The organism is Hyphomonas sp. UBA3195, from assembly GCF_002366485.1.
Taxonomy (GTDB): Bacteria; Pseudomonadota; Alphaproteobacteria; order Caulobacterales; family Hyphomonadaceae; genus Hyphomonas.
The window spans coordinates 1-24,818 of sequence record NZ_DEXB01000011.1; the positions used below are offsets into that span (position 1 = coordinate 1).

30 protein-coding genes are annotated in these 24,818 nt (G+C 59.2%); 23 read left to right on the forward strand and 7 right to left on the reverse strand.

Translation table 11 applies throughout. The annotated features are described in order from the left end of the window. The 10 genes from B2344_RS03345 to leuB all read left to right on the forward strand — a co-directional run. A partial coding sequence (locus tag B2344_RS03345) for a 50S ribosomal protein L19 (RefSeq protein WP_290484663.1) occupies nt 1–285 on the forward strand: 285 nt, incomplete at its 5' end. Between the two features lie 99 nt (nt 286–384). Continuing rightward, a complete protein-coding gene (locus B2344_RS03350) occupies nt 385–819 on the forward strand; it encodes a SecDF P1 head subdomain-containing protein (RefSeq protein WP_156947948.1) in 435 nt (144 codons plus the stop codon). Nucleotides 820–879: 60 nt separating this feature from the next. After that, entirely contained in the window at nt 880–2,274 is a 1,395-nt protein-coding gene (gene leuC / locus B2344_RS03355) for a 3-isopropylmalate dehydratase large subunit (RefSeq protein WP_290482371.1), read from the forward strand. A gap of 188 nt (nt 2,275–2,462) precedes the next feature. Then, entirely contained in the window at nt 2,463–3,044 is a 582-nt protein-coding gene (locus tag B2344_RS03360; RefSeq protein WP_206991807.1) for a hypothetical protein, read from the forward strand. A 79-nt stretch (nt 3,045–3,123) separates the two neighbouring features. After that, a complete protein-coding gene (gene cysK / locus B2344_RS03365) occupies nt 3,124–4,107 on the forward strand; it encodes a cysteine synthase A (RefSeq protein ID WP_206991808.1) in 984 nt (327 codons plus the stop codon). Between the two features lie 6 nt (nt 4,108–4,113). Then, nucleotides 4,114–4,956: a VOC family protein gene (locus B2344_RS03370; RefSeq protein ID WP_290484664.1), complete on the forward strand. Its 843-nt coding sequence runs from the start codon at nt 4,114–4,116 to the stop codon at nt 4,954–4,956. 10 nt (nt 4,957–4,966) lie between these two features. Continuing rightward, nucleotides 4,967–5,596 carry a 3-isopropylmalate dehydratase small subunit gene (gene leuD, locus B2344_RS03375; RefSeq protein WP_290484665.1) on the forward strand — a complete coding sequence of 210 codons (630 nt, stop codon included), beginning with the start codon at nt 4,967–4,969 and terminating at the stop codon, nt 5,594–5,596. Nucleotides 5,597–5,619: 23 nt separating this feature from the next. After that, nucleotides 5,620–5,796, forward strand: a complete 177-nt coding sequence (locus tag B2344_RS03380; protein WP_206991811.1) for a hypothetical protein — start codon at nt 5,620–5,622, stop codon at nt 5,794–5,796. Between the two features lie 116 nt (nt 5,797–5,912). Then, nucleotides 5,913–6,185 (forward strand): hypothetical protein, encoded by a 273-nt coding sequence (locus B2344_RS03385; RefSeq protein ID WP_206991812.1) that lies wholly within the window; start codon nt 5,913–5,915, stop codon nt 6,183–6,185. A gap of 143 nt (nt 6,186–6,328) precedes the next feature. After that, nucleotides 6,329–7,381 carry a 3-isopropylmalate dehydrogenase gene (gene leuB, locus B2344_RS03390; protein WP_290482368.1) on the forward strand — a complete coding sequence of 351 codons (1,053 nt, stop codon included), beginning with the start codon at nt 6,329–6,331 and terminating at the stop codon, nt 7,379–7,381. Here the strand turns inward: leuB and B2344_RS03395 are convergent. After that, complete coding sequence (locus B2344_RS03395) at nt 7,378–8,175, reverse strand: TIGR03084 family metal-binding protein (protein WP_290484666.1); 798 nt, start codon at nt 8,173–8,175, stop codon at nt 7,378–7,380. The two genes, leuB and B2344_RS03395, sit on opposite strands and share 4 nt — an antisense overlap. Nucleotides 8,176–8,180: 5 nt before the next feature. Then, nucleotides 8,181–8,552: a nuclear transport factor 2 family protein gene (locus B2344_RS03400; protein WP_290480951.1), complete on the reverse strand. Its 372-nt coding sequence runs from the start codon at nt 8,550–8,552 to the stop codon at nt 8,181–8,183. Nucleotides 8,553–8,674: 122 nt separating this feature from the next. On the opposite strand from B2344_RS03400, the gene B2344_RS03405 reads away from it, so the two are divergent. Both B2344_RS03405 and rarD read left to right on the forward strand, forming a co-directional pair. Continuing rightward, nucleotides 8,675–9,718, forward strand: a complete 1,044-nt coding sequence (locus B2344_RS03405; RefSeq protein WP_206991815.1) for an aspartate-semialdehyde dehydrogenase — start codon at nt 8,675–8,677, stop codon at nt 9,716–9,718. Nucleotides 9,719–9,778: 60 nt separating this feature from the next. After that, nucleotides 9,779–10,687 (forward strand): EamA family transporter RarD, encoded by a 909-nt coding sequence (gene rarD / locus B2344_RS03410; RefSeq protein ID WP_290482366.1) that lies wholly within the window; start codon nt 9,779–9,781, stop codon nt 10,685–10,687. Between the two features lie 92 nt (nt 10,688–10,779). On the opposite strand, the gene B2344_RS03415 is transcribed toward rarD, so the two are convergent. The 3 genes from B2344_RS03415 to B2344_RS03425 are packed head-to-tail and all read right to left on the reverse strand — an operon-like array spanning nt 10,780 to nt 13,079. Continuing rightward, nucleotides 10,780–11,403, reverse strand: coding sequence for a LysE family translocator (locus tag B2344_RS03415; RefSeq protein ID WP_290484667.1), 624 nt, complete (start codon nt 11,401–11,403; stop codon nt 10,780–10,782). A 3-nt stretch (nt 11,404–11,406) separates the two neighbouring features. Then, a complete protein-coding gene (locus tag B2344_RS03420) occupies nt 11,407–12,525 on the reverse strand; it encodes a serine hydrolase domain-containing protein (protein ID WP_290484668.1) in 1,119 nt (372 codons plus the stop codon). Nucleotides 12,526–12,563: 38 nt separating this feature from the next. Continuing rightward, nucleotides 12,564–13,079 (reverse strand): hypothetical protein, encoded by a 516-nt coding sequence (locus tag B2344_RS03425; protein ID WP_290482364.1) that lies wholly within the window; start codon nt 13,077–13,079, stop codon nt 12,564–12,566. Nucleotides 13,080–13,164: 85 nt separating this feature from the next. Between B2344_RS03425 and B2344_RS03430 the strand changes: the two genes are divergently transcribed. The 8 genes from B2344_RS03430 to ftsY all read left to right on the forward strand — a co-directional run bounded on the left by B2344_RS03430 (nt 13,165) and on the right by ftsY (nt 19,957). Further along, nucleotides 13,165–14,046, forward strand: coding sequence for an HpcH/HpaI aldolase/citrate lyase family protein (locus B2344_RS03430; protein WP_206991820.1), 882 nt, complete (start codon nt 13,165–13,167; stop codon nt 14,044–14,046). Nucleotides 14,047–14,099: 53 nt separating this feature from the next. Continuing rightward, the gene (locus B2344_RS03435) at nt 14,100–14,447 is read left to right on the forward strand and encodes an ArsC/Spx/MgsR family protein (protein ID WP_290484669.1); all 348 of its coding nucleotides are present in this window, start codon (nt 14,100–14,102) and stop codon (nt 14,445–14,447) included. Nucleotides 14,448–14,536: 89 nt separating this feature from the next. Next, nucleotides 14,537–14,794: a hypothetical protein gene (locus B2344_RS03440; protein WP_034817295.1), complete on the forward strand. Its 258-nt coding sequence runs from the start codon at nt 14,537–14,539 to the stop codon at nt 14,792–14,794. 38 nt (nt 14,795–14,832) lie between these two features. Then, on the forward strand, nt 14,833–15,885 hold the full coding sequence (locus B2344_RS03445) for a MaoC family dehydratase (protein ID WP_290480340.1): 1,053 nt from the start codon (nt 14,833–14,835) through the stop codon (nt 15,883–15,885). Between the two features lie 40 nt (nt 15,886–15,925). Beyond that, nucleotides 15,926–16,342 (forward strand): hypothetical protein, encoded by a 417-nt coding sequence (locus tag B2344_RS03450; protein ID WP_034817298.1) that lies wholly within the window; start codon nt 15,926–15,928, stop codon nt 16,340–16,342. 64 nt (nt 16,343–16,406) lie between these two features. Continuing rightward, complete coding sequence (gene dapF / locus B2344_RS03455; protein WP_206991823.1) at nt 16,407–17,216, forward strand: diaminopimelate epimerase; 810 nt, start codon at nt 16,407–16,409, stop codon at nt 17,214–17,216. A gap of 78 nt (nt 17,217–17,294) precedes the next feature. Continuing rightward, nucleotides 17,295–18,572 carry a tRNA (N(6)-L-threonylcarbamoyladenosine(37)-C(2))-methylthiotransferase MtaB gene (mtaB, locus tag B2344_RS03460; RefSeq protein ID WP_290484670.1) on the forward strand — a complete coding sequence of 426 codons (1,278 nt, stop codon included), beginning with the start codon at nt 17,295–17,297 and terminating at the stop codon, nt 18,570–18,572. Further along, nucleotides 18,569–19,957: a signal recognition particle-docking protein FtsY gene (gene ftsY / locus B2344_RS03465; RefSeq protein ID WP_290482362.1), complete on the forward strand. Its 1,389-nt coding sequence runs from the start codon at nt 18,569–18,571 to the stop codon at nt 19,955–19,957. The genes mtaB and ftsY overlap by 4 nt, the downstream gene beginning before the upstream one ends. On the opposite strand, the gene B2344_RS03470 is transcribed toward ftsY, so the two are convergent. Then, nucleotides 19,958–21,694 (reverse strand): N-acyl-D-amino-acid deacylase family protein, encoded by a 1,737-nt coding sequence (locus B2344_RS03470; RefSeq protein ID WP_290484671.1) that lies wholly within the window; start codon nt 21,692–21,694, stop codon nt 19,958–19,960. Nucleotides 21,695–21,798: 104 nt separating this feature from the next. Between B2344_RS03470 and B2344_RS03475 the strand changes: the two genes are divergently transcribed. Together B2344_RS03475 and B2344_RS03480 are read left to right on the forward strand one after the other, a co-directional pair. Then, nucleotides 21,799–22,659, forward strand: coding sequence for a DMT family transporter (locus B2344_RS03475; protein ID WP_206991826.1), 861 nt, complete (start codon nt 21,799–21,801; stop codon nt 22,657–22,659). 110 nt (nt 22,660–22,769) lie between these two features. Further along, a complete protein-coding gene (locus B2344_RS03480; protein ID WP_206991827.1) occupies nt 22,770–23,411 on the forward strand; it encodes an inner membrane-spanning protein YciB in 642 nt (213 codons plus the stop codon). On the opposite strand, the gene B2344_RS03485 is transcribed toward B2344_RS03480, so the two are convergent. Next, nucleotides 23,408–23,959 (reverse strand): NUDIX hydrolase, encoded by a 552-nt coding sequence (locus B2344_RS03485; RefSeq protein ID WP_206991828.1) that lies wholly within the window; start codon nt 23,957–23,959, stop codon nt 23,408–23,410. The genes B2344_RS03480 and B2344_RS03485 overlap by 4 nt on opposite strands. Nucleotides 23,960–24,086: 127 nt before the next feature. Between B2344_RS03485 and B2344_RS03490 the strand changes: the two genes are divergently transcribed. Then, nucleotides 24,087–24,818, forward strand: coding sequence for a MarR family winged helix-turn-helix transcriptional regulator (locus B2344_RS03490; RefSeq protein WP_206991829.1), 732 nt, complete (start codon nt 24,087–24,089; stop codon nt 24,816–24,818).

The window sequence follows — 24,818 nt, forward strand, 5'->3', positions numbered from 1 at the left end:
GTGCGCCGTGCGAAACTCTACTATCTGCGCGATCGTCGCGGTAAGTCTGCCCGTATCGCTGAGCGTACCACCGGCCACGGCATCGAAACGGTCGAAATCGCCGTGTCGAAAACCGAGCGCCGCCGCCAGAAAGATGCAGAGAAAGCCGCCCGCAAGGAAGCTGCTGCCAAGGCTCGCGAAGAGGCTGCCAAGGCGAAAGCCGCTGAAGAGGCTGCAGCTGCTGCTGCCGCTGAAGCAGAGGCCGCTGCGGCTGCCTCCGCTGATGAAGGCGCTGCTGAAGAATAGACGTTCCGACACTTCAGTCAGGAATTGAAGAAACGCCCCGCCTCATGGTTGGGGCGTTTTCACTTTTGGGGCTGGTATTTCTGTGGCACGTTCGGACGCATGAAACGCCTCTGCCTCACACTTTTCGCCGTTTCATTGCTTGCTGCCTGCGAACCCGCCGACGACACGCTGCGCCTCACAATGCCGGCTTGCCGCCCGCCTGACATAGCGCAGGGTATTCTCTTCATCGGTGATACCCGCTTTGCACCCTATCAGGTTCAGGCTTCGGCCGTGACGGATTCGGCGGGTCGACCGGCGCTTTCCATCCGTATGGACGAGTCCGGCGCATCCAAGCTGGAAGCCCTCACGGTGGCCAATATGGGTGAAGTCCTCCCCTTGCGGGTGGACGAGGAAACCATCATGTCTCCCAGAGTGCTGGAACGGATCACAGGCGGTGAAATACTCGTTTCCGGCGATTTCGAGATGGACGAGTTGAAGGCGCTGGCCGTGCGCCTGTCTCCGCCCTGTGATCAAGAGTCGCCAATCGCCAATTGACCCCTTCCCAGCCGGGCGCGCGCCGCTATGGTGCGCCGCGATATGACAGGAAGAGGCCCCATGGCTGGCAAGACACTTTACGACAAGATCTGGGACGCGCATGTGGTGCACACCGATGAGGGCGGTGAAAGCCTGCTCTATATCGATCTCCACCTGATTCACGAAGTGACGACGCCCCAGGCTTTTGCCGGACTGAAAGCGGCCGGACGCGGCGTGCGCCGCCGGGACCTGACCCTGGCCGTCGCTGACCACAACACCCCGACCGAGAACCAGGCCGCCGGCCTTGCTGGCGTGACAGACCCCGATGCGCGCAACCAGCTGGAAACGCTGACCCGCAATGTGGCCGAGCACGATATCGAGTATTTCCCGATGGGCGACATCCGCAATGGCATCGTCCATGTCGTGGGGCCGGAGCAGGGGCGCACCCAGCCCGGCATGACGATTGTCTGCGGTGACAGCCACACGTCCACGCATGGCGCGTTCGGCGCGCTGGCGCATGGTATCGGCACATCGGAAGTTGAGCATGTGCTCGCCACGCAGACCTTGCGTGCGCAGAAATCCAAGAACATGGCAATCGAAGTATCTGGCAGCCTGAAAGATGGCGTGACCGCCAAGGATCTCGCCCTCCACATAATTTCCGTCATCGGTACGGCCGGTGGCACGGGATACGTCATGGAGTATCGCGGTGACGCAGTTCGGAGCCTCTCCATGGAAGGGCGCATGACGCTGTGCAATCTCGCCATTGAGGGCGGTGCCCGTGCGGGTCTGGTGGCTCCAGACGAGACGACGTTCGAATACATCAAGGGCCGCCCGGCCGCGCCCAAGGGTGGCGCATGGGATGTCGCGAAATCTTTTTGGACGACGCTCTATTCCGATGAGGATGCCGTATTTGATGAAGTCGTCCACATCAAGGGCGAAGCGGTCGAGCCGACATTGACCTGGGGCACGAGCCCGGAACAGGCGATTCCGTTGTCGGGTATTATTCCGAAGCCGGAAGATTTCAGTGATCCAATCAAGGCAGGTGCGTGTGAGCGCGCACTGTCCTATATGGGCCTTGAAGGTGGTACACCGATCAAGGGCACACCGGTGCAGCGCGTCTTCATCGGCTCGTGCACGAACAGCCGGATCGAAGATCTTCGCGCCGCCGCTGAAGTCGCCAAGGGCAACAAAGTGGCCGAAGGCGTGCGTGCCATGGTCGTGCCGGGGTCTGGCCTCGTCCGTGCGCAAGCCGAATCCGAAGGGCTGGACGAGATCTTTCTCGAAGCCGGGTTTGAATGGCGCGAGCCGGGCTGTTCCATGTGTCTCGGCATGAATCCCGACACGCTGGCGCCGGGCGAGCGGTGCGCGTCCACCTCCAACCGGAACTTCGAAGGCCGCCAGGGCCGCGATGGCCGCACCCATCTGATGAGCCCTACCCTCGCAGCGCGCGCCGCGATCCAAGGTGTGATTGGCTAGTGTTTGGACGCAGCCACTTTCTCGATGAGGATGTGGAGGCATTCCATGTTCTGTGTTGGGCATGGCTATTGAAGTGCACTGGTGGGCGGGAAGCCCTTCGAGAGACGCCGCTCGTGCTTCCAACCCCGGACTTCTTTCCGCCAACCGATTCGAGTGGGCGCGAGCGCGCTGAATTCATATTTGAGCATGTGCGTGATCTGGCCGGAATGTCAGAATGGCCAGTCCAATTGGTGCCGCAAGCCGAGCTTGCCGGAAGGGTATCCACACTGGGCAGAGTTCAACATTCGGGGACAGCGGCAGGAACCTTCTCCCACACCGGAAATTCTGGTCAGATTACGTATGATCCGAGCCATGTTCATACACCGGTAAAGCTGATCGCAACCTTTGCGCACGAACTCAGTCACTATCTGAATGAAGGATTTCAGGAAGCCCCACCAGGCGGCTGGGAGCTGATCGAGCCGGCAACGGATGTCACGTCTGTCTTTCTGGGCTTTGGAGTATTCGGGGCTAATTCCGCATTCGAGTTTATCCAAACTCAGGATTTCGAGAGCCAGGGGTGGTCCAGTGAGAAATTCGGCTATTTGTCGCTGGACGAGTGGGCGTTCAATCTGGCGATCTTTTGTGATTTGACTGGGCGCGATGTCACGGATCTTAAGCCTCATCTGAAGTGGAATTTGTTCAAAACCTCGAAAGCAGCCGCCAAGTACGTAGAGCGTAGGGAGATTGGGCGGCAAATACTTGAAGACATAAAAGGGCGTGCCGCCGACTAAACACATCCTTCAGTTGCCTCTCGAAGGGTGAGGGCAGATAGTCCGGCCAACCTTGCCCTGCAACAAATGGAGTGGACCCATGAGCAATACTGTCAGCCTGCCCGGAAATGTTTCGCTGGATGGCCCGCGCGGTCGTACCTACGCGTCTATCCTCGAAACGGTCGGATCGACGCCGCTGGTTGCTGCGCCGAAGTTCGCCGAGGCCGAAGGCATCAAGGCGAACCTGCTGTTCAAATGCGAATTCTTCAATCCACTCGCCAGCGTGAAAGACCGGATCGGCCTGAACATGGTGTTGCAGCTGGAAGCCGACGGCAAGCTGAAGCCCGGTGGTGTGCTGGTCGAGCCGACCTCAGGCAATACCGGCATCGGCCTGGCCTTTGCGGCGGCGAGCCGGGGATACCGCCTCATCCTGACCATGCCGGAATCCATGTCCATCGAGCGCCGCAAGATGCTGGCCTATCTCGGCGCGGAGCTGGAGCTGACGCCAAAAGAGAAGGGCATGGGCGGTGCTATCGCGAAGGCGAAGGAAATCCTTGAGGCGACGCCCGGCGCGGTGATGCCAAGCCAGTTCGACAATCCCGCCAATCCGGCCATCCATGAGCTGACCACAGCAGAAGAAATCTGGGCGGACACAGACGGCGCGGTCGATGCTGTCCTGTCCGGCATAGGTACTGGTGGCACGTTTACGGGCACAGGCCGCGTATTGAAGGCCCGCAAGCCGGGCCTGAAAATGATGGCGATTGAGCCGGAAGGCAGCCCGGTCCTCTCCGGGGGCGAGCCCGGCCCGCACATGATCCAGGGCATCGGCGCAGGCTTCATCCCCGGCAACGCGGATACGAGCCTGATTGATGAAGTCGTGAAAGTTTCGAATGAGGAATCCTTTGCAACGGCCCGCAAACTTGCGCGGCTCGAAGGCATACCCGGCGGTATCTCCTCCGGCGCGGCAGCGGCTGCAGCGGTCAAAGTTGGCGCGCGTGACGACATGGCCGGCAAGACCCTCGTCGTCATTCTGCCAAGCTTCGCCGAACGGTATGTATCGACAGCCCTGTTTGAGGGTCTCTAGGATAGCATGATTACGGGTCTAGACCATTTTGTGCTGGTCTGTCCGGAGATCAGCTCCGCGACGGCCGTCTATGAGCAATTGCTCGGGCGGCCGGCAGATTGGCGCGCCTCAGCCGACGGTGCCGCAACAGCAATTTTCCAATTGGAGAATACCAGTCTTGAACTGATGGCCCCTGACGGGGAGGGGACGGTGGCCGATCGTTTGCGGGAAATCATCTCCGACGAAGGCCCCGGCCTGAAAAGCCTCGCTTTTGGAACGGGAGATATTTCCGCCGCGCATCACAAGCTGACCCGTCGTGGCTTGATGCCGGGCGAGATCGCCGATGGAAGCAGTACAAACGCAATCAACGGCGAAACCCGGAAATGGACGCGCTTCCGGTGCGCGGACGCGCAAACTGCTGGCGTGAAGACTTTCATCATCTCGCCGGAACAAGCCTTGCCCGTGGCGGACGCGCCGTCTGGCTGCGTCACATCGCTGGACCATATTGTCATCAACACGCCCAATCCCGACCGGGCATTAGGGCTTTATGGCGCACGGTTGGGGCTGGATCTGGCGCTCGACCGGACGCGGGAAGAGTGGAAGACGCGCTTTTTGTTCTTCCGCACAGGTGGGCTGACCTTTGAGGTCATCAACCGCCTCGGGGAAGATCATGACCCAGCCGCGCCGGACAGTATCTGGGGCCTGACATGGACCGTGGATGATCTTTCGGCGGCACATGCACGCCTCACGGAGGCTGGCTTCAATGTTTCCGAACAACGGACAGGTCGCAAACCGGGGTCTGCCGTTTTCACTATAAGGGATGGCACATTGGGCGTGCCGACCCTGTTCATCGCGCATTCTTCAAGGTAGGACACGCCTCATGAAAGCCTTTACGCAACTCACCGGAACCGCTGCGCCGCTGCTCGAAAAGGGCAAGCCGATGTCCAATGTCGATACCGACATGATCATTCCCAAGCAGTTCCTTAAGACGACCGAACGCACAGGCCTGTCCAAGGGCCTGTTCCACGAACTGAAAACGCTGTCTGACGGCTCGCCTCGGTCCGATTTCGTATTGAACCGGCCAGAATACGCCACTGCGAGCATCCTGATTGCGGGCGAGAATTTCGGCTGCGGGTCTTCGCGCGAGCATGCGCCCTGGGCACTGCTGGACCAAGGGATCACCTGTGTCATCGCGCCGAGTTTCGCCGATATCTTCCATAATAATTGCTACAAGAACGGCATCCTGCCGGTGCGCCTGCCAGTAGATGTATGCCAGAAATTGGCAGATCAGGCGGGAGGCTCCAACCATGTCTTCACCGTGGACCTTGAAGCCCAGATCGTCACCGGGCCGGATGGCGAAGTGTATGCGTTTGAAGTGGATGCAGGCCGTAAGGCAAACCTCATGGAAGGCCTTGACGAGATTGGCAGTTCGATGACTGCAGCAAGCGAGATCGACACGTTCGAAGCGCGTCGACGCGTCTCCATGCCATGGCTCGAAAAGGCCAGCTGACCCGGAAAGCGAAGAGGATGGTCATGAAGAGATTAAGCCTGATAATTCTGGGGGGATTGGTGCTGGCGTCTGTCGCGGCCTGTCATACGGATCCATTCGGCACGCAGCCTGAAGTCAATGTCACCCTGCCAGAGGCTCAGTCCGCGCCGTCCGACGAAGCGGGCGCCTCAACCGAAGAAAAGCGTGACCCCGAGACCTGAGAGTCGCACGAGCGGGTTTCGTTCTTGTTTGGTGGAGACGTAGATGGCGTTGCGCCCGCTGGTTACAACCATTAGTGGTGGACGCGGTTCTGAATTGCACACTTTGGGAGATAAAGATGAAATTTGCGGGTTCTGTGCTTGCAGCTGGATTGATGGTTTCTCTCGCGGGCTGCGCGAGTTCAACCGGGTCTGAGGAAATGACATTGGCGGAAGGCGCCGAAAGAGAGTGCCGCTCCATCAAGGAGTTCGGCTCGATGCTGCCAAAACGGATTTGCAACAACAAGGCAACCTGGGCCGACATAGATGAGCGGAACGAAGAACAGGCCAAGGAATTCAAGGACAAGATTGATAGCCGCTACACACCCATACCACGCGAACCCGGCATGTAGGCCCTTCCACTCTCGGGTGGCTCAACTTTCCCAGGTCGATCTGGCCCGGCCGCCGACCACACGCGACAGTATTGCTCGGTTGTGTTGTGGTGGCTACTAGGTGCCACAAAACAAACTTGTCCGAACATGAGTGGAGCGCGGAAGTGAAACAGACCTTACTGTTATTGCCAGGAGACGGGATTGGCCCAGAAGTTGTGGCCGAAGTTCGGCGCCTGGTGGACGTTCTGGCTCCAGATCTCCTGTTGGAAGAGGGGCTTGTTGGCGGAGCATCCTTTGATGCCCACGGGACGCCGTTGAACGAGGATACGCTGGAGCAGGCCCGTCGATCGGATGCGGTTCTGCTCGGCGCGGTTGGTGGGCCGAAATGGGCGGGTACGGCGCGCGACAAGCGCCCGGAAGCTGGCCTGCTGGCTTTGCGCAAAGGCCTCGATGTTTTTGCGAACTTGCGGCCCGCTTTCTGTTTCCCGGCATTGGTCAGCGCCTCCAGCCTGAAGCCTGAAGTGGTCGAAGGCCTGGACATCATGATCGTCCGAGAGCTGACAGGGGGTGTCTATTTCGGCACGCCGCGCGGCATTGATGAGAAAGGCGGACTGCGCCGGGGGTATGACACGTCGATCTACACGCACCCGGAAGTCGAACGTGTTACGCGTGTTGCTTTCGAAATCGCGCGTGGCAGGGATGGCCGTGTCTGTTCGGTGGAAAAATCGAACGTCATGGAGACCGGCCTGTTCTGGCGTCAGGAAGTCACATTGGCGCATGCCGAGTTCGGCGCTGGCGTCGAACTCAGCCACATGTATGCGGATGCTTGTGCAATGGAGCTCGTCCGAGCGCCGAAACAGTTCGATGTGATTCTTGCCGGTAATCTGTTCGGGGATATTCTCTCTGACGAAGCCGCCATGCTGACCGGGTCCATCGGAATGCTGCCTTCAGCGTCCCTTGGAGCGGATGGTACGCCGGGCCTCTATGAGCCGGTGCACGGTTCGGCGCCGGACATTGCGGGACAGGGTATCGCAAATCCGTGTGCAGCCATTCTGTCGCTTGAAATGGCCCTCCGCTGGTCTCTGGGGCGTGAAAAAATCGCCGACAGGCTCTTCGCAGCAGTGGGCAAGGCTTTGGAAGATGGCGCCCGTACGCGAGATCTTGGGGGAGAGCTCAAGACTCACCAGATGACGGATGCAATTATCGCAGCGCTTTAGGCCGTGCGCGTCTTCCGTGTCCCGGCCGCTGGTGGCGGCTGCGGAGGGCCCGCAAAGCACTGCGCTTGTGTCATCCAGGATTGAGCAATATTTCCGCATACGGAAAGACTTGTGTCCGTCACGTTGCGTACCTGCGTTACGACTTGGCAGAATTCTTCTGCGCGGCCTGCAATACGCTCATCATCTTGTTCTTCGCCATACGTCCAGATTTCGCCGGACGGCGCGGTAAGGGACAGGAAGGGCATTGGCCCCGGAGCCGGGAGTTTCCGGTTGGCAAAAGTCCACCCATAGGTGTTCACGCCCAGCACCACGATATTGCGGATACGGTCGTTATTCTCACGGACGACGCCCAGCTGGTCATAGACTTCCTGACCGTGCGCCCAGGTTTCCATAAGTCGCGCCGTGATCGAAGACCGCGCGCTCATGCTTGGGCCCACCCATTGCAGGCGCTGGGATGGATCGGTTTGAGCGAAGACATCTGCCGTACGGTCTGCCATGACAAGCCAGTCCTCCCGCAAGGCGCGGCCTGACAGGCCCTCGAAGTACGCATATTCATGGTCTGGAAGTGCGCCTTCGCGGAGCGCGTCCGTCAGGCCGGATACAAGCGCTTGAAATGCCGCCTCGTCTTTTACCGATAATAGCGCTGCGGTGTTCCAGAAATGCAGGTGGCGGAGAACCATGTCGATGGTCCAGTCCTTGAATGCGGTTTTCTGCGTATAGTCCGTATCGGACAGGGGTGCGATCAGCTCGGACAGGGCCAGCGATTCATCGAGGAAGTCTGCGGCTTGTTGCATGAAGATCAGCTATAATCCGCGATGCGGCAGAGCAGGTTGCCGCGAAATTCGAAAAAGCTCGCGCCGCGTACTTTTACGGTCTCGCCGGACTTGATGCCATTGGGCAGGTCTACGGCGGCCTTGCCTTCAAATTCGATCTCGGCCGCAGCCTTGCTGCCTCCACTGACAATGTTGACCAGTCGCTGACGGCGATAGGAGAAGGCATTTCCTGACAATTCCGCGACCTGACGCATCATGTCCCTGCCATCCAGACGCATGGACTGACCCGTGTTGGAGATATTTTCGAACACCACGTCTTCCGTCACGCAATCGAGCATTCCGTCGATATCACGGGCATTGTAACAGGCGAGGTAGCGGTTGATTACGTCATCAAGCACGAGGGCGGCTCCCAGTTCCGGGTTCAATCCGGTCTGCCTCAGCAGCGAGACGTTGGCAACAGGCTTTAAATGGCGTCGAAGATGCGCCATAAGCCCGGTTCAATCTCAGGAGTAGAAATATCATGGCCACTCGGATCGCAGTCGTCGGTGCAACAGGTAATGTCGGACGCGAACTGCTGAACATTCTGGAAGAACGTATGTTCCCAGCCGACGAAGTCTTTGCCGTTGCGTCCCGCCGGTCGCTCGGCAAGGAAGTGTCCTATGGCGATCGCACGCTGAAATGCCACGATATTGAACAATTCGACTTCACACAGGTAGACCTCGTCCTGATGTCGGCTGGCGGCGCCACCGCCAAGGAATGGGCACCGAAAATTGCCAAAGCCGGCGCGATCACGATCGACAACTCGTCCGCATGGCGGATGGATCCGGACGTGCCGCTCGTCGTGCCAGAGTGCAACGGCGAAGCCGTGATGGGTTACGAAAAGAAGATGATCATCGCGAACCCCAACTGCTCGACTGCACAGCTCGTTGTGGCGCTGAAGCCGCTGCATGATGCCGTCGGTATCACCCGCGTTGTCTGTTCGACTTACCAGTCCGTATCCGGCGCCGGCAAGGAGGCGATGGACGAGCTGTGGAATCAGACACGCGGCGTATTCGTCAATGACGAGCCGACCCCGGAAGTCTTCCAGAAGGAAATTGCCTTCAACGTCATCCCGCAGATCGACGTTTTCATGGATGATGGTTTCACCAAGGAAGAGTGGAAGATGCGCGTCGAGACGAAGAAAATCCTCGACGAGTCCATCGAACTGGTCGCGACCTGTGTGCGCGTGCCGGTCTTTGTCGGCCATTCCGAAGCCGTGAATGTCGAATTGGCCGGCCCCCTGAGCGCCAAGAAAGCCAAGGAAATTCTGCGCGAGAGCCCGGGCATCATGCTGGTCGATGATCCTGAAGACGAGCTCTACATCACGCCGAAGGAATGCGTGGGCGAATGGGCGACCTATATCTCCCGCGTCCGCAAGGACCCGACGGTCGAAAACGGCATCGCCTTCTGGTGTGTCTCCGACAATCTGCGCAAAGGCGCCGCCCTCAACGCAATCCAGATTGCCGAAGAACTCCTCAATCGCGGCGTCCTGAAGCCAGAGAAACAGCCCGTTTCGACAAACTGAAACGCTTCGCAGCAATAATTGGGTGGCGTTGCCTCATGGCTCAGTGCTACGCGCTGGGCCATGAACACTGAAACTCGCCTCGGATTCTTTGCTGGCCTGGGGGCCTTTTTTATCTGGGGGAGCCTGCCGCTCTACATCCGGCTGATGCAGCACATCGGTGCGGCGGACCTGCTGGCACATCGCGTGGTCTGGTCCATACCGACTGCGCTGATCTTCATTGCGATTGCTGCGAACTGGCGGGACGTTCGGACAGCCCTGAAATGGGACAAGCTGAAATGGCTGCTTATCTCAGGCGCCCTGATCGGGTCCAATTGGGGATGTTACATCTGGGCGGTAAATGCTGGCCGGACGATGGAAGCGTCGCTCGGTTATTACATCAATCCGATTGTGAACGTGATCTTCGGCATGATCTTCTTTTCCGAGCGCCTTCGGCCGGCGCAATGGGGCGCAGTAAGCATCGCCGCTATCGGCGTTGCCATCATGACAGTGGCTTTCGGACAGGTGCCGTGGGTCGCCCTGTTTCTCTGCGTAACCTTTGCCTGTTACTCGCTGATCCGGAAGCAGGTCGCCATTGATAGTCGAGCGGGATTTCTGATGGAGGTCCTGCTATTGGCGCCCGTCGCCCTGGCCTGGTTGGCCTGGCTCTCGCGCCAACCGGATGCGCAAGTATTCGGCAATGGGGGATGGGATGTCGCACTATTGATGGCGGCCGGCCCGATCACGTCTGTGCCCCTCATCCTGTTTGCCTTGTCAGCACGTCGTCTGAAGCTCTCGACCATCGGCATGATGCAATATATCGGGCCGACCTTGCAGTTCCTGATCGCGGTTCTCGTGTTCCGCGAACCATTTGGCTGGACCCATGCGGCGGCTTTCGGTTTCATCTGGACGGCGTTGGCGATCTTCACCGCCGACAGTGTCATGGGCGACGCCAAGGCCCGGCGGCTCGCCCGCGCAGCGCGAGTCAGCTGAAAAAATGCTCCGGGCGGTGAGCACCCGGAGCAGGAAGATGTTTTGCATGATTGGAGTTGCCTCCGATTTCACCTCCGCAAGGACTGTGCCAGTCAGGAGACCGAACGTCCGGTCGAGACGGCGATCCACACGGCGATTCCAAGCAGCATGATGGCAAAGGTGCCGCGCAGGAGGGGAGCGGTCCGATAAGCTTCCAGTTTTTGGCCAAAACGGGACCCGGCAAGTACAATACTCGTATGGATGGTCGTCGCGACCACCAGGTGGATGACGCCCAGCGCAACAATCTGCAACCAGATTGGTCCTGCGGTATCGCTGGCAAACTGCCCGACGACGACGAGATAGAACACAAGCGCTTTGGGATTCAACAAATTCGCAACCAGACCCCGCCAGAAGCCCGCCGCCTTGTTTCGATTGAGTGGTGAGACGGATCCGGTATCCCGCCAAGCCTCAACGGCGAGATAGACCATGAATACGACGCCTGCCCATCGTAGCGTGTCGTAGAGCATGGGCATTCCGGCGAGCAGAGCCGACAGGCCTGTGGCCGCAGCCACCAACTGGGCCGCCAGCCCCAGTGTGATGCCTGCGACAGCGCGCATTCCCGCTGCGCGGCCCTGCTGCGCCGACAGCGCGGCGAGCCATCCCATATTGGGACCAGGCGTCAATTCCACTGCCGCCATGGCAATCAGGAATGCGGCCCAGTCAATATGGTTCAGCATGGATCAGAGGCAGTCATAGACCGCTTCAACCAGTCGTACCGCACGCGGGTCACCCACGAGAATATTGGATTGCTTGTTCATGACATAGGCGCACGTCAAACCATTGCGCTGATCAGCTATCGCCATGGAGCCCCCCCAGCCACAATGGCCGAGCGTGGTGGGTTCGGGTCCGAACATGCCGTGGGTATTGTGCATGATGCCAGCGCCGAAGCTGGTGATCATGGGCAGAACCAGATCCGGTCCATGTGTTCGCGCCGTGCTGAGTGCCTCGAAAGTGGCGTCGCTCATGACACCCTCGCCATTGGTCGTGTAGGTCTCATAGAGTTGCGCGACCGAGAGCGCTGTTCCGTGGCCGTTTGCCGACGGAATTTCGATCTCGCGCCAAATGGCTCCGCCGCGATTTGGGGCGGCCCATTTGCTGACAAATGCTGCGCGTCGCGGCGGGGTAATCTCTCCAAGTTCTGCCAATTCTCGCGGTCGCTGGATGTCGGCACAGCGATCATGCTCGCTGGCGGGTGTGCCGATCATGAAGTCGACGTTCGGAAACAGCAAATTTAGCGTCGTACCGAGCGTTTCGCCGCTGATGCGCCGTGCAATCTCTCCGACGAGATAGCCCCAGGTCAGGGGATGATAGCCATGCGCGCTGCCCGGTGACCACATCGGAGCCAATTCCGCCAGTGCGGCGGCGCAGGCGGGCGGATCGAGCCAGAGCTCAGGGTCGATCTCTTCCGGAAAGCCGGGCAGGCCCGCTTGGTGACTCGCAACTTCGGCAATTGTGACCGCGCCTTTTCCATTGGCTGCAAATTCGGGCCATACATCGGCCACGGGCGTCTCAAAGCCGCCCGGCAGGCGCTCCACCAGATGGGCCAGGACGATGGCTGCGATACCTTTGGTGGTCGAATAGACCGGGATGAGGGTGGTGTCTGACCATGGGTGTTCCTTCTTCCGGTCAGCCCAGCCGCCGACCAGGTTCACGACGACCTTGCCGTCCTTGATGACGGCGAATCCGGCGCCGAGCTCCTCGCCATTCTCGAAGTTTTTTTCGAAGACGCGGCGAACAGATTCAAATCCGCTGTCGGCATGTCCGGCCATTGGCCAGCTGTCAGATGTTGTATCAGTCATCGGTGTTGGCTCGCATAAACCGAACTGGCCGACAAGCGTTACGGCTGAACCAAGGCCCGCACATCGGCGGCAACACGGCTGGTGAGGTCGCTGTCTACGGAGGCTGTAAAATCCTCGAGCGCCTGCTGCCATTCGAAGATCTGCCTGAGGCCGAACTCATCCTCTCCCCTAAAGGAGACGTGGAATCTCACGCATATCCCACTCGGAGAAGGACCCTTTTTCGCGTAGGCGGTTCCGGGGTTGAAGCCCTCATTCATCTGATTGGCAAGTTCCAGCGTTTCCAGTCGCGAATAACCAGGCAGGTCCCGGCAGGCCGTAAAGCGGGCCGTCTGGCAGGTGCCGTCGATCTGGGAGCACTCCCGAAGCACGGCCTCGAACCCCTGTTTGTCCATCGCTGCGGACATTGTGGGGTGCGTGTCGATATACCCGATTTTGACGGACTGGAATTCGCGTATGAGGAATTCGTTGCGAAACTCGATCAGCGTAATGGGTTTCGCAAAGGTAGGCTCGCAAAACAGGAAGATTTGAGCCAGTAAGAGCAGGCGAAACATCATTGATCCATCTCGGTGCAGTGCGGGACGAGTATTCGGCTCGCAATCACGCATCAAATGGACAGTTCAGGTCAAGGAGTTGTCACATATGTCCCACGTTCACCGTCCCCGCCGATCCTGCCTCTACATGCCCGGCGCCAATGAGCGCGCCTTGGAAAAGGCGAAAACGCTACCCGCGGACACGGTCATCATGGACCTGGAAGATGCCGTGGCGCCGGAAGCCAAGGAGACCGCGCGTGATACGATCCGCGCGGCCGTGACCGCAGGGGGTTATGGCCACCGTGAAATCGTGGTCCGGATGAACGGGCTGGATACCGAATGGGGCCAAGCCGACCTCAAGATGGCGGTTGAAGCGGGCGCACATGCGCTGCTTGCACCCAAAGTGATTGATGGCAGCGACATTGATCGTCTCGACGACGCGATGAGCCGCGCCGGCGCCCCGGCCGAGATGGGGCTTTGGGTGATGATCGAGATGCCCAAGGCGATCCTGAACATCCAGGACATTGCCGAAGCCGTTGGCCGCACCCGTATGACGACGTTCGTGATGGGAACGAACGATCTCGCCAAGGAATACCGCGCGCGGATGACGCCGGACCGGCTGGCTTTCCAGACGGCTCTGGGCATGAGCATGGCTGCGGCCCGCGCCTACAACATCGTCGCGATTGATGGCGTCTACAATGACATCAAGAACGAGCAGGGCCTGATCGACGAGTGTGAACAGGGGCGTGACCTCGGCTTCGACGGCAAGACGCTGATCCATCCATCGCAACTCGACACGGCCAACCGCGTCTTCGCGCCGAGCCCGCATGATGTGGAACATGCACAGGCCGTGATTGAGGCGTTCGCAGACCCTCAGAATGCCGGCAAGGGCGTATTGAAGGTAAACGGCAAGATGACCGAATTGCTCCATCTCGACGAAGCCCGCCGGACTGTGGCCATGGATGAAGCCATCCGGGCTTTTGAGAGCTGATCCTCAATGCTCTCGGGCATTCATATGGTAAACCAACACATTCAGGAATACGCATGACCTACACTCTCCTTCACCATTCCGGCTGCAGCACGTCGCGCAAGGGGCTCGCCTTGTTGCAGGAGAACGGCGTCGAGCCGGAGGTCCGGAAATACATGAATGCTTCCGAGCAACTCAGCCTGGATGAGCTGAAGGACATCGCCAAAAAGATGGGTGCCAGTTCGCCGCGCGAGTTCTTGCGCGACAAGAATGCTGCCGAATTCGGCATCGATGCGACTTCGACAGATGACGAGATCTTCCAGGCGATGGCCGCCGATCCAAAGATCATCCAGCGCCCCATCGGCATTGTCGGCAAGCAGGCCGTGCTGGGCCGTCCGATCGAGAAACTGCTCGAGCTGAAATAGTATTACACGGCTGATATTGCGGGGAGATCGATGAAATTTCATCGATCTCTCACGCGAAGATTCAATATCTGCATGGCAAGGCTGTGGGCATGATCGTGTTCATGACTCTTGCGGCGGTGTTGATCGCCTTTTCTGCATTTTGCACTCTTGGGGTGCCGTACATGTTGGCGGGACCACGCATGCTCGATGAGTTCTCCGAGAACCGTGAGCAGCAAATGATGGCTGGCCTGTTGGGGGCCGCGATCATCGCACTTTTCCTGCTGCCCTTCGTCTCACCCGCCTTGATTTCCTCGCCCAGTGACGGTCAGGTGCTGGCTGATCTGTATATGGGGCAAATCCAGGCCTGACGCCGGGAAGTCTTGCCCCTTTTCCATCTGAGGGGCGCATGACCAGCACATCGAAATCCAATCCCGGCCATTTCTTCGAAGATTTTTTCGTGGGCATGCCCCTCGCGCATGCGACGCCGCAGACGCTGACTGAAGGCGACATCGCCCTCTATCGCGCGCTGACCGGCGGCCGGTTTGTCCAGTATTCCTCATCTGAATTCGCCAAAGCCGCCGGCTATCCGGGCCTCACGATTGATCCGCTGCACGCTTTCCATGTCGTGTTCGGCAAGTCCGTGCCGGATGTTTCGTTGAATGCGGTGGCGAACCTTGGCTATGCCGATGGTCGCTTCTCTCAACCCGTCCTGCCAGGCGATACGCTGAACACGGTTTCGGAAGTGATCGGCGTCAAAGAAAACTCCAATGGCAAGACCGGCGTCGTCTGGGTGCGCACGCGCGGCACCAATCAGCGCGGCGAAGAAGTCATGTCCTTTGTGCGCTGGGTCATGGTCAACAAGCGGGATGCCAACTCACCCGCGCCAGACGTGGTGATACCCGACCTGCCAAAGAGTGTGCCCGGGGCCGAATTGTCCGGGTTTGCCTCCATGGAGGCTTGGGATACATCCCTCGCCGGCAGCGAATACATGTTCGAAGACTATGCGGTTGGCGAGAAGATCAATCATGTCGACGGCATGACCGTGGAAGAGGCGGAGCACCAGATTGCGACACGCCTCTACCAGAACACCGCCAAGGTTCATTTCGATGCGCATGGCCAGAAGTCCAGCCGGTTCGGCAAGCGCCTGATCTATGGCGGTGTGGTAATTTCCATCGCGCGGTCGCTGGCCTTCAATGGTCTCGCCAATGCGGGCCATATGCTGGCGATCAATGCCGGCAGCCATGTCAGTCCGCTATTTGCCGGTGACACGATCTATGCCTGGAGCGAAGTGCTTGAGAAAGCTGAGCTGTCCGACAAGGTTGGCGGGTTGCGCTTGCGCCTCGTGGCAGTGAAGGATCAGGATCCGGGCGCGTTCGCCTATAAGGGCGAGGATGGGAAGTATGCCGATGGTGTTCTGCTCGACTTCGACTATTGGGCCGCCATTCCACGCAAGCGGTAAGGCGCTTCCGTTTCGGCGCGCGCTCCCTATATGATGCCGCATGAGCGGATATGGGCCTTTTGACGATTTCACGCTGTTCGCCATCGCAATTGCGGTGGTGCTGTCGGCAATTGTCAGCCTGATCGGCACGTCCGCTCGCAAGCGGAATGTTGCGCTTGGCGAGGCGACCGTCGCCGATCTTGCGGAGATGACCGGTATCCGGGATCCCAAGAAGCTACAGGAAGCCTTTGGCCCGCCCGACATGGGCCGCGTCTGGCGCACGGTCACACTCTTTGACGTGCGGCGCTTCCGGCAACCTCAGGGATGGCTGATGTCGAGCGATATCGTCGACTATGCGTGTCTGGGCATTGTGGCGCTCGCCATCTTCGTGTCGCATCCCTTTGTCGGGGCGGGGCTGGTGGCAGCGCTGGTCATCCAGGTGGCTGGATGGATTGTGTCGTTCGGGCTACCCAAGTAGACGCGCGAAATATCTGACGAGGTTCCGCTTTTCGGGACGGGGGAAACCCTTTAAGGGCAGGCGAATGAAAGTCTGGAAGATGAATGGTGCTGGCAACGCGTTTGCCATATTCGACGCCCGCTCGACTGCGTTCGTGCCGAGCACCGACCAGGTGCGCCAGATTGCCGAAGACCTAAAAGCCGATCAGATCATTGCGCTGGAGCGTGATGTCGCGCGCGACGTATTCATGCGCATCTGGAACGCCGATGGCAGCGAAGTCTTTGCCTGTGGCAACGCCTCCCGTTGTGTAGGCAAACTGTTACTGGCTGAAACCGGCAAGGACCGGGTGTCCATCCAGACCGAAGCGGATGTTCTGAAAGCGTTTGCCGCAGAGGATGGCCAGATAACCGTCGACATGGGTTCGCCCCTGATGGGGTGGGAAGACATTCCGCTTTCCGAGAAAATGGACGTTCGCGGCGTTGATGTGAAAGTCGGGCCGATCGACAATCCCTGGCTCTCCCGTCCGGCAGTGGTCTCGATGGGCAATCCGCACGCCGTGTTCTTCGTGAAGAATATCGACGATTACGACATTCCGGCCATCGGGCCGCTCGTTGAATGGCACCCGACCTTTCCTGAGGGGGTGAATGTCGGGTTTGCGCAGGTCATTGACCGGCAGAACATTCGCCTTCGTGTCTGGGAGCGGGGGGCAGGCCTGACCAAGGCGTGTGGCACCGGAGCGTGTGCGGCGCTCGTGTGCGCCGCCCGGGCAAAGCTCACCGACCGCCGCGCCAACCTCATTCTCGATGGTGGCACGCTGATCATCGACTGGCAGGAATCCGATGACCGGGTTTACATGACCGGACCTGTGCAGCTGGAATTCGAGACCGAAATCTGAACTGGGCAAAGGATTCATCCTGCACAGATCCCTTGATTTGCGGGGCTGACGGCGCGATGTCCGCTGCAACACATCGCGATGACTGAGACCAAATCCCCTTCCAGCCCGCAGCTGATCACGCTCGGATGCCGCCTGAACACCTATGAATCCGAGGTGATGCGCGGGCATGCGACCGATGCTGGCCTGAATGATGCGGTGATCATCAATACATGCGCCGTCACATCGGAAGCCGTCCGCAGTGCGCGCCAGACCATCCGGCGGGCGGCAAAAGACAATCCGGGCGCGCCGATCCTCGTGACAGGGTGTGCTGCGCAGATCGATCCGGACATGTTTGCAAAGATGCCGGAAGTCACCCGCGTCATCGGCAATCATGAAAAGATGCAGGCGGAAACCTGGCGGCCGGCCGAATTGCTGGGCGGGCACGAAAAGGTCCGCGTGAATGACATCATGTCAGTGCGGGAAACCGCTGCACACCTGATTGATGGCATGGAAGGTCGCGCCCGCGCTTATGTCCAGGTCCAAAATGGATGTGACCATCGCTGCACGTTCTGCATCATTCCTTATGGCCGTGGGAATTCCCGGTCTGTCCCGGCAGGGGAGGTGGTCAATCAGGTTCGACGCCTCGTCGAGACCGGCCATTATGAAGTTGTGCTGACCGGCGTGGACCTCACAAGCTGGGGCGCAGACCTGCCGGGCGCGCCGCAACTCGGCAATCTGGTCCAGCGCATCCTGAAACTGGCGCCGGAGCTGAAGCAGCTGCGTATTTCCTCCATCGACGCCATCGAGATAGATGATGCCTTGATGGAGACCATGGCGGAACCTCGACTTGCGCCTTTCATGCATCTGTCCCTTCAGCACGGAGACGATTTGATCCTGAAGCGCATGAAACGGCGGCATCTGCGCGCCGATGCTATCGCGCTGACAGACCGTCTCCGCGCGGTTCGGCCTGACATCGCCTTCGGCGCGGACATCATTGCCGGTTTCCCGACCGAGACCGAAGCCCATTTCGAGAATTCGGCCCGGCTCGTGGAAGAGTGCGGCTTGTCCTTCCTGCACGTCTTCCCGTATTCGCCCCGTCCCGGCACCCCGGCTGCGCGCATGCCGCAACTCGACAAGGCCATGGTGAAAACGCGCGCCGCGCGTCTGAGAGACGTCGGCGCGGCGGCGTTGGAGCGGCATCTCAGGAAATATGACGGCCAGACTGTTGAAGCTCTGGTCGAGCGCGGGAACTCCGCGCGTCTGCCGGACTTCACGCCGGTACAGTTCGAGAGTGATCCGGGCGAAGCTGGACGCCCGGTACGCGCACGTATAGTCCGGCAGGATGGAAAACAGCTGATCGGAGCGCTGACCGCATGATCCTTTGGTTCGGAAAAAAGAAAAAAGAAGAAGAGCTGAAAGAGGCTGGCGCAGCAATGGAATCGCCGGAGTTGTCAGCGGATGAACTGGCGGCCAGGGAAGCTGAAGCTGCGCAAAAGATTGCCGAACAGGAAGAGATCGAGCGCAAGGTCGCCGAGGCTAACAAGGCCTGGGAAGAGCGACAGGCGCGCGAGGCCGAGGCAGCGGCCGCAGAAGCAAAGCGGCTGGATGAGGAAGTCCGCAAAGCTGATGAGGCACGTGCCGCCGCTCAGGCGCGTGCGGATGATGCGGAAGCCGCGCGTCTTGCGGAAGAGGCCGAACGGGCCCGCAAGGCCAAGGAAGAGCGCGAAGCGGCGCAGGCGAAGGCGGCTGCAGAACTCAAACTGCTCGAAGATCGGCGCGAGGCCGAACGCATGCGCGCTGAGCGTGAAGCTGCTGCGCGGGCGGCCATGGAAGCGGAAGCCAATGATCCGGGGTTCGTGGCCAAGCTCGGATCCGGCCTGTCCCGGTCTTCGGCGCGATTGACGTCCGGCTTGGCTGTATTCGGCCGAAGGAAACTTGATGATGAGACTCTTGAAGAACTCGAAGACCTGCTGATCACGTCAGATCTGGGCGCAAAGGTAGCGATGCGGGTGACGGGCAATCTCGCCAAGGAACGGTTCGACAAGGAAATCAGCGAAGACGAAATCCGACAGGCGCTGGCGGATGAAATCACCGACGTTCTGAAACCTCGCGAAAAGATCGTGGACTTCTCAGACGGTCCGCGTCCGCGCATTGTCTTGTTCGTCGGGGTCAACGGCTCCGGCAAGACGACCACAATCGGCAAGATTGCGTCCAAGCTGACAGAGCAGGGGGCTAAGGCGCTGCTCGTCGCAGGTGACACATTCCGGGCGGCGGCGATTGAGCAACTTACGGTCTGGGGCGAGCGGGCCGGTATTCCTGTCATGTCAAAGCCTACGGGCGCCGATGCGGCAGGCCTTGTTTACGAGGCGATGGAACAGGCGAAGGCGGACGATCTCGATCTTGTGCTGGTCGACACGGCTGGACGGCTGCAGAACAAGGCTGAGTTGATGGCCGAGCTTGAAAAAGTCGTCCGTGTTGTCCGTAAGCTGGACCCGACTGCGCCGCATGATGTCATTCTCGTGCTGGACGCGACCGTTGGCCAGAACGCGCTGTCCCAGGTCGAGGCATTCAGAAATACGGCGGGCGTCACAGGTCTCGTCATGACCAAACTCGATGGCACGGCCAAGGGCGGTGTGCTGGTGGCCATTGCGGAGGCGTTTGACCTGCCGATCCACTTCATCGGCATCGGCGAAAAAGCAGAAGACCTCCGCCCATTCAGCGCGGAGGCCTTCTCGAAGGCTTTGGTCGGAATTCAGGACTGACTATTCGGCGGCGATGGCGGTCGATTGGGGTTCCCTGGCTCCTCGCAGCAGGCGGCCGGGGCGTGCACCGGTGGGATCTCCGTCTCGGTGGGTAATTTGTCCGTTTAGTATTGTTGCTGTGTAGCCGGAGGCAGTTTGCATCAGGCGCCGACCGCCAGCGGGGAGGTCATAGTCCACGCGAGGCAAGTGGAGCTTCAGGTTTGTGAGGTCGATCACATTCAGATCGGCACGGTAGCCCGGGGCTACCAGTCCGCGATCATTCAGTCCGATCCATTGTGCCGTGGCGCGGGTCTGACGGTGCACGATGTGCTCAATGGGAATGCGTGGGCCCCGTGTTCGGTCGCGGACCCAATGGGTCAGCATCGTGGTGGTGAAAGAGCCATCACAGATCATGCCGACGTGCGCGCCGCCGTCTGACAGGCCGGGCAGTGTCGCAGGGCTGAGCATCATCTCGTAGGATGGGTCAAGCGAGCCACCGGAATAGTTCAGAAAGGGCAGGTAGAGCATGCCATGCCCCTTCCGTTCCAGCATCAGGTCGAGTGCGGCTTCTTCTGGCGATATGCCTCGCCGGGCTGCAATGGCTTCCAGCGTACGATCAGGTGTGGGCTCATAATCTACTGGATCGTCAAGCTGAAAGATCTTTCCGAGGCTTCGCAACATGACTTTCAGGAAGGGATTATCTGTGTCCGGTGCGTCGGCCAGCAATCGTTTGCGAAAGTCTTCAGTGCGCAGCAGTTTTATGCGCTCTTCAAAAGGCAGGTTCGCGATTTCACGGTAAACCGGGTAGGCGCTGAATGGATTCAGCGTCAATTCAAAGCCAAGCAACACGCCGACCGGACGGGGGGCGACCTGTGCACGCATTGGCAGGCCATCCTCGGCGGCCTGTTCGATGGCGCCCAACAAGCGCCGCCAGCCTTCCGGGGCAATATCTGCCTGGGCCAGCGAGACAGATAATGGCCGGCCGCTCGCTTCGACAATACGGCGCAGCATGGCTGCTTCCTTTTCCGGATCATCGAAGTCCGACACGAATTGCAGGACGCCCCGTCCGGCGTCTGCCACGCCTTGCGAGATGCCCGTGAGTTCGGCTTCGCTCGCGGTGAGGGTGGGCGTAGGCTGACCGTCGCTGGTACGGTGGTTCAGTGTGCGGGAGGTCGAAAAGCCGATCGCGCCTGCGCGGATAGCCTCGGTTGCCAAAGCCCGCATCTGGCGGATGTCGTCCTCAGTGGCCGGCTCCCGATTGGCGCCGCGTTCGCCCATCACATAGACCCGCAGGGCCGCATGAGGCAGCTGCGCACAGATGTCAGCGTCGAATTGTCCATTCGACAGGCTGTCGAGATAGTCGGGAAAGCTCTCCCAGTTCCAAGGCAGGCCTTCGGCCAGAACAGGGAAGGGGATATCCTCCACGCCTTCCATCAGACGAATGAGGCGATCATGATCTTCAGGCTTGCACGGAGCGAATCCGACGCCGCAATTTCCCATCACCACTGTCGTGACGCCGTGCAGGGATGACGGGCTGATTGATCCGGTCCAGGTTGCCTGACCATCATAGTGCGTGTGGACGTCGACAAAGCCGGGAGTCACGATTTGTCCGCGCGCGTCGATTTCCTCGATGCCGCGGCCAGAGACTTTTCCGACTTCCGTAATCATCCCATTTGAAACAGCGACGTCGCCCTCGAAGCTTTCGCCGCCTGTGCCGTCTATGATCGTTCCGCCGCGCAAGACCAGATCGTGCGTCATGATGGGTTTCCTCCGGAGTTTCTTGTTTGAGGCGAGTCAGACCCTCAACCGGGCAAGAGTCAAATCCTTCCCACGCGTCAGCAAGTCGTGCATAGGTCGCCGCAATGTCGATGACGCTTCTGCCTGTGGTTCTGTGCCTTTTGTCTGCAGTGACGGTTGCCGCCACCAACATGTTCGTGAAGCGGGGCGGCGACGTCCTGACAGCGCGCATGGCGGTTGCGATCGTCATGGGGCTAAGCGTCCTGCCCTTTGCGCCCTTTGTTCCCACCCCGCCGAGAGAGACCTGGCCGCTCATTTGCGTTTCGGTCGTGGTTCACTGGATTTACCAGTTCTGTCTCGTACGAGCGCTGCACAGGGGCGACTTGTCTCTGGTCTTCCCCGTGATGCGAGGCCTGGCGCCGCTCGCGACCGCCTGCTTTGCTGTCTTTGCGTTGCACGAGCATCTGACGGCACTCCAGATGGCCGGGCTGGCCGTGGCCAGCTTTGCCATCATTCTGTTTGCCCTGCCGACGGGAACGACAGCCTCAACGCGGCGGCTTGATCGGGACGCCCTGATCTGGGCCGTGCTCACTGCACTGGGCGTTGGTCTTTATGCTGTGGCGGACACGCGCGCCGCTCGCGCTATGCCGAATCCGATGACTTTTGTGGTTTGGCTATTCCTGCTGGACTGGATCGGCGTAACCGTCGTCGCTTGCATGCAGCGCAGGGGACGTATACGCGCTGCCATTGCGAAACAATGGAAGGGAGGGCTCGCAGGTGGGATTTTGGGCACGTTCTCATATGCGCTCGCCATCTATGCCTACACACTGACAGATGCCGCCATTGTAACCGCCTTGCGGGAAACATCGGTCGTGTTCGCTGCGGCCCTTGGGGCTATATTCCTGAAGGAGGGATTCGGGTACAGACGAATATGTGCCGCCGCTTTGCTGGCCGCGGGGCTCCTCTCCATGCAAGTCGGGGCATAGCTTGTTTCAGATCGCTGCATCTGCGTTCGTGATTTATTAGGTCGACTATTGTCTGAGGGGAGCTACAGCTTGTGACCAATCCAGCAGCAGCCGAGACGCGTAGAGAAGTGATGACAAAGAAACAGAACACGGAAGGCTCAGCTGAGCTGAGCGATGCGACGGCCAAAGCTGGCAGCATCTGGACCGAACTCGGCCCGACGCTGGCGTTTATCGGTATCTACAACGTGATGTTGAGATTCCCGGAAGGCGAAGGGTTGTTTACCAAGGATACCGCGCTTTATTGGGCGACCGGCGTACTCATCGTCTTCACCGCTTTCGTGATTATTCAGAAATTGATCCGCGGTGAAAGAATCCCGCCATTCCTGATTGTCTCATCCGCCTTGATTGGGGCGTTCGGTACGGCAGGTATCCTGCTTCAGTCGAAGCTGTTCCTGTTTATCAAGCCGACGATCATCAATCTGCTTTATGCAGGCGTGATCTTTGGCGGGCTCGCCGTGGGACGGAACATCTGGAAAATGTTGTTCCACACCGTATTTGATCTGCCAGATCACGCCTGGAAAACCCTGGCTATTCGCTGGGGGCTCTATTTTGTTGCCATGGCGGCGTGGAACGAGTTTCTCTGGCGTAACTTTTCCGAGGCGACGTGGGCGAACTGGAAGCTCGGCAACATCGTGATCGGTGTGGTTTTTGCGCTGGCGAATACGCCGTATACGCTGAAGCATATGCGAAAGCCCGAGGAAGCAGATACCTAGCGGGTCAATTGCTCGGTGCCGGGCGGATTTGAGAACGGCACGAATGCCGCGCGGTTTCGAACGCTGGAAAAATGGGTCAAGGCCCAGACGACGGTCGGAAAGGCAAGATTCGCCCACGGTAGGTCTTTCCAGTCAAACAGGGCGACTTCCTCACTCTCGGGCCCAGGCGAAATATCCGACACCAACTCTGCTCTGAACATGACATGGACTTGCGCAATGCGGGGAACGGAGTAGACGGCAAGAACTTGACCCAGGCTGATATCGGCATTTGCCTCTTCCCGAGCCTCTCGTTTAGCGGCGTCTTCAACGGTCTCCCCGACCTCCATGAACCCGGCTGGAAGCGTCCAGAATCCCTTACGCGGATCAATCGCGCGCCTGCAAAGCAGGATTTTGTCACCTTTTGTCGCAACTGAAGCTGCAATAATTTTCGGATTTATGTAGTCTACGAACTGGCAATGTGAGCAAACACGGCGTATTCGGTCGTCGCCAGAAGGTATTTTCAGTTTGAAATCTTGAGAAAAGAAACCATTTGATAATTCCTCCGTCATCGAACCTTAAGCCTCTTGCTTGTATTGGGGTGAATGTTGATCCGCACACGGGTCGTATACTTAACAGACCAATAACCGGATTATCCATCGCGCCCAACGCCTAAATAAACACAGAAAGACTACCATCATGACCTACAATCTTAAAACCTCACCGAGCCATCTGCTCCATCGTGCCCAGCAAATTGCCGCCAATGAATCGGCTTCTGCGCTTGCCGCAGCAGGTATCACCCTGCGCCAGTTCTCTGTCCTTGCCGCTCTCTCAGGCAATGATGGCGTCAGCCAGTCCGACCTCGTCAACGCAACCGGAATCGACCGTTCGACGCTGGCCGACATGGTCGCTCGTATGGAAAAGGCTGGCCTCATCAAGCGCGTCGCTTCCAAAACGGACAAGCGCGCCAAGGTCGTTTCGCTGATGGCGAAAGGCAAGAAAGCTTACGAGAAAGCTCTTCCAGCTGTTGAGAAGGCTGATGCAGCCATCTTCGAAGCCCTGCCGAAAACCAAGCAAGCCACGCTGGTATCCGGTCTGAAGGATATGGTTGCTGAGGCTGACAAGGCTGAAGCCGCTGTTGCGCCAAAGCCTGCTGCTCCTGCGCCGGCCGCAAAAGCTGCTCCGAAGCCTGCAGTGAAGAAAGCTCCAGCCAAGAAGCCTGCTGCAAAGAAGGCTCCGGCTAAAAAGCCCGCTGCCAAGAAAGCTCCAGCTGCAAAAGCCGCTCCGAAGCCTGCGGTGAAAAAAGCGCCAGCCAAGAAAGCTGCGCCTAAAGCCAAAGCGAAAGCAGCACCGAAAGCGAAGCCAGCCACGACCACCAAGGCCGTCAAAAAGGCTCCGGTGAAGAAAGCTCGCAAAGCGACGAAGAAGTAA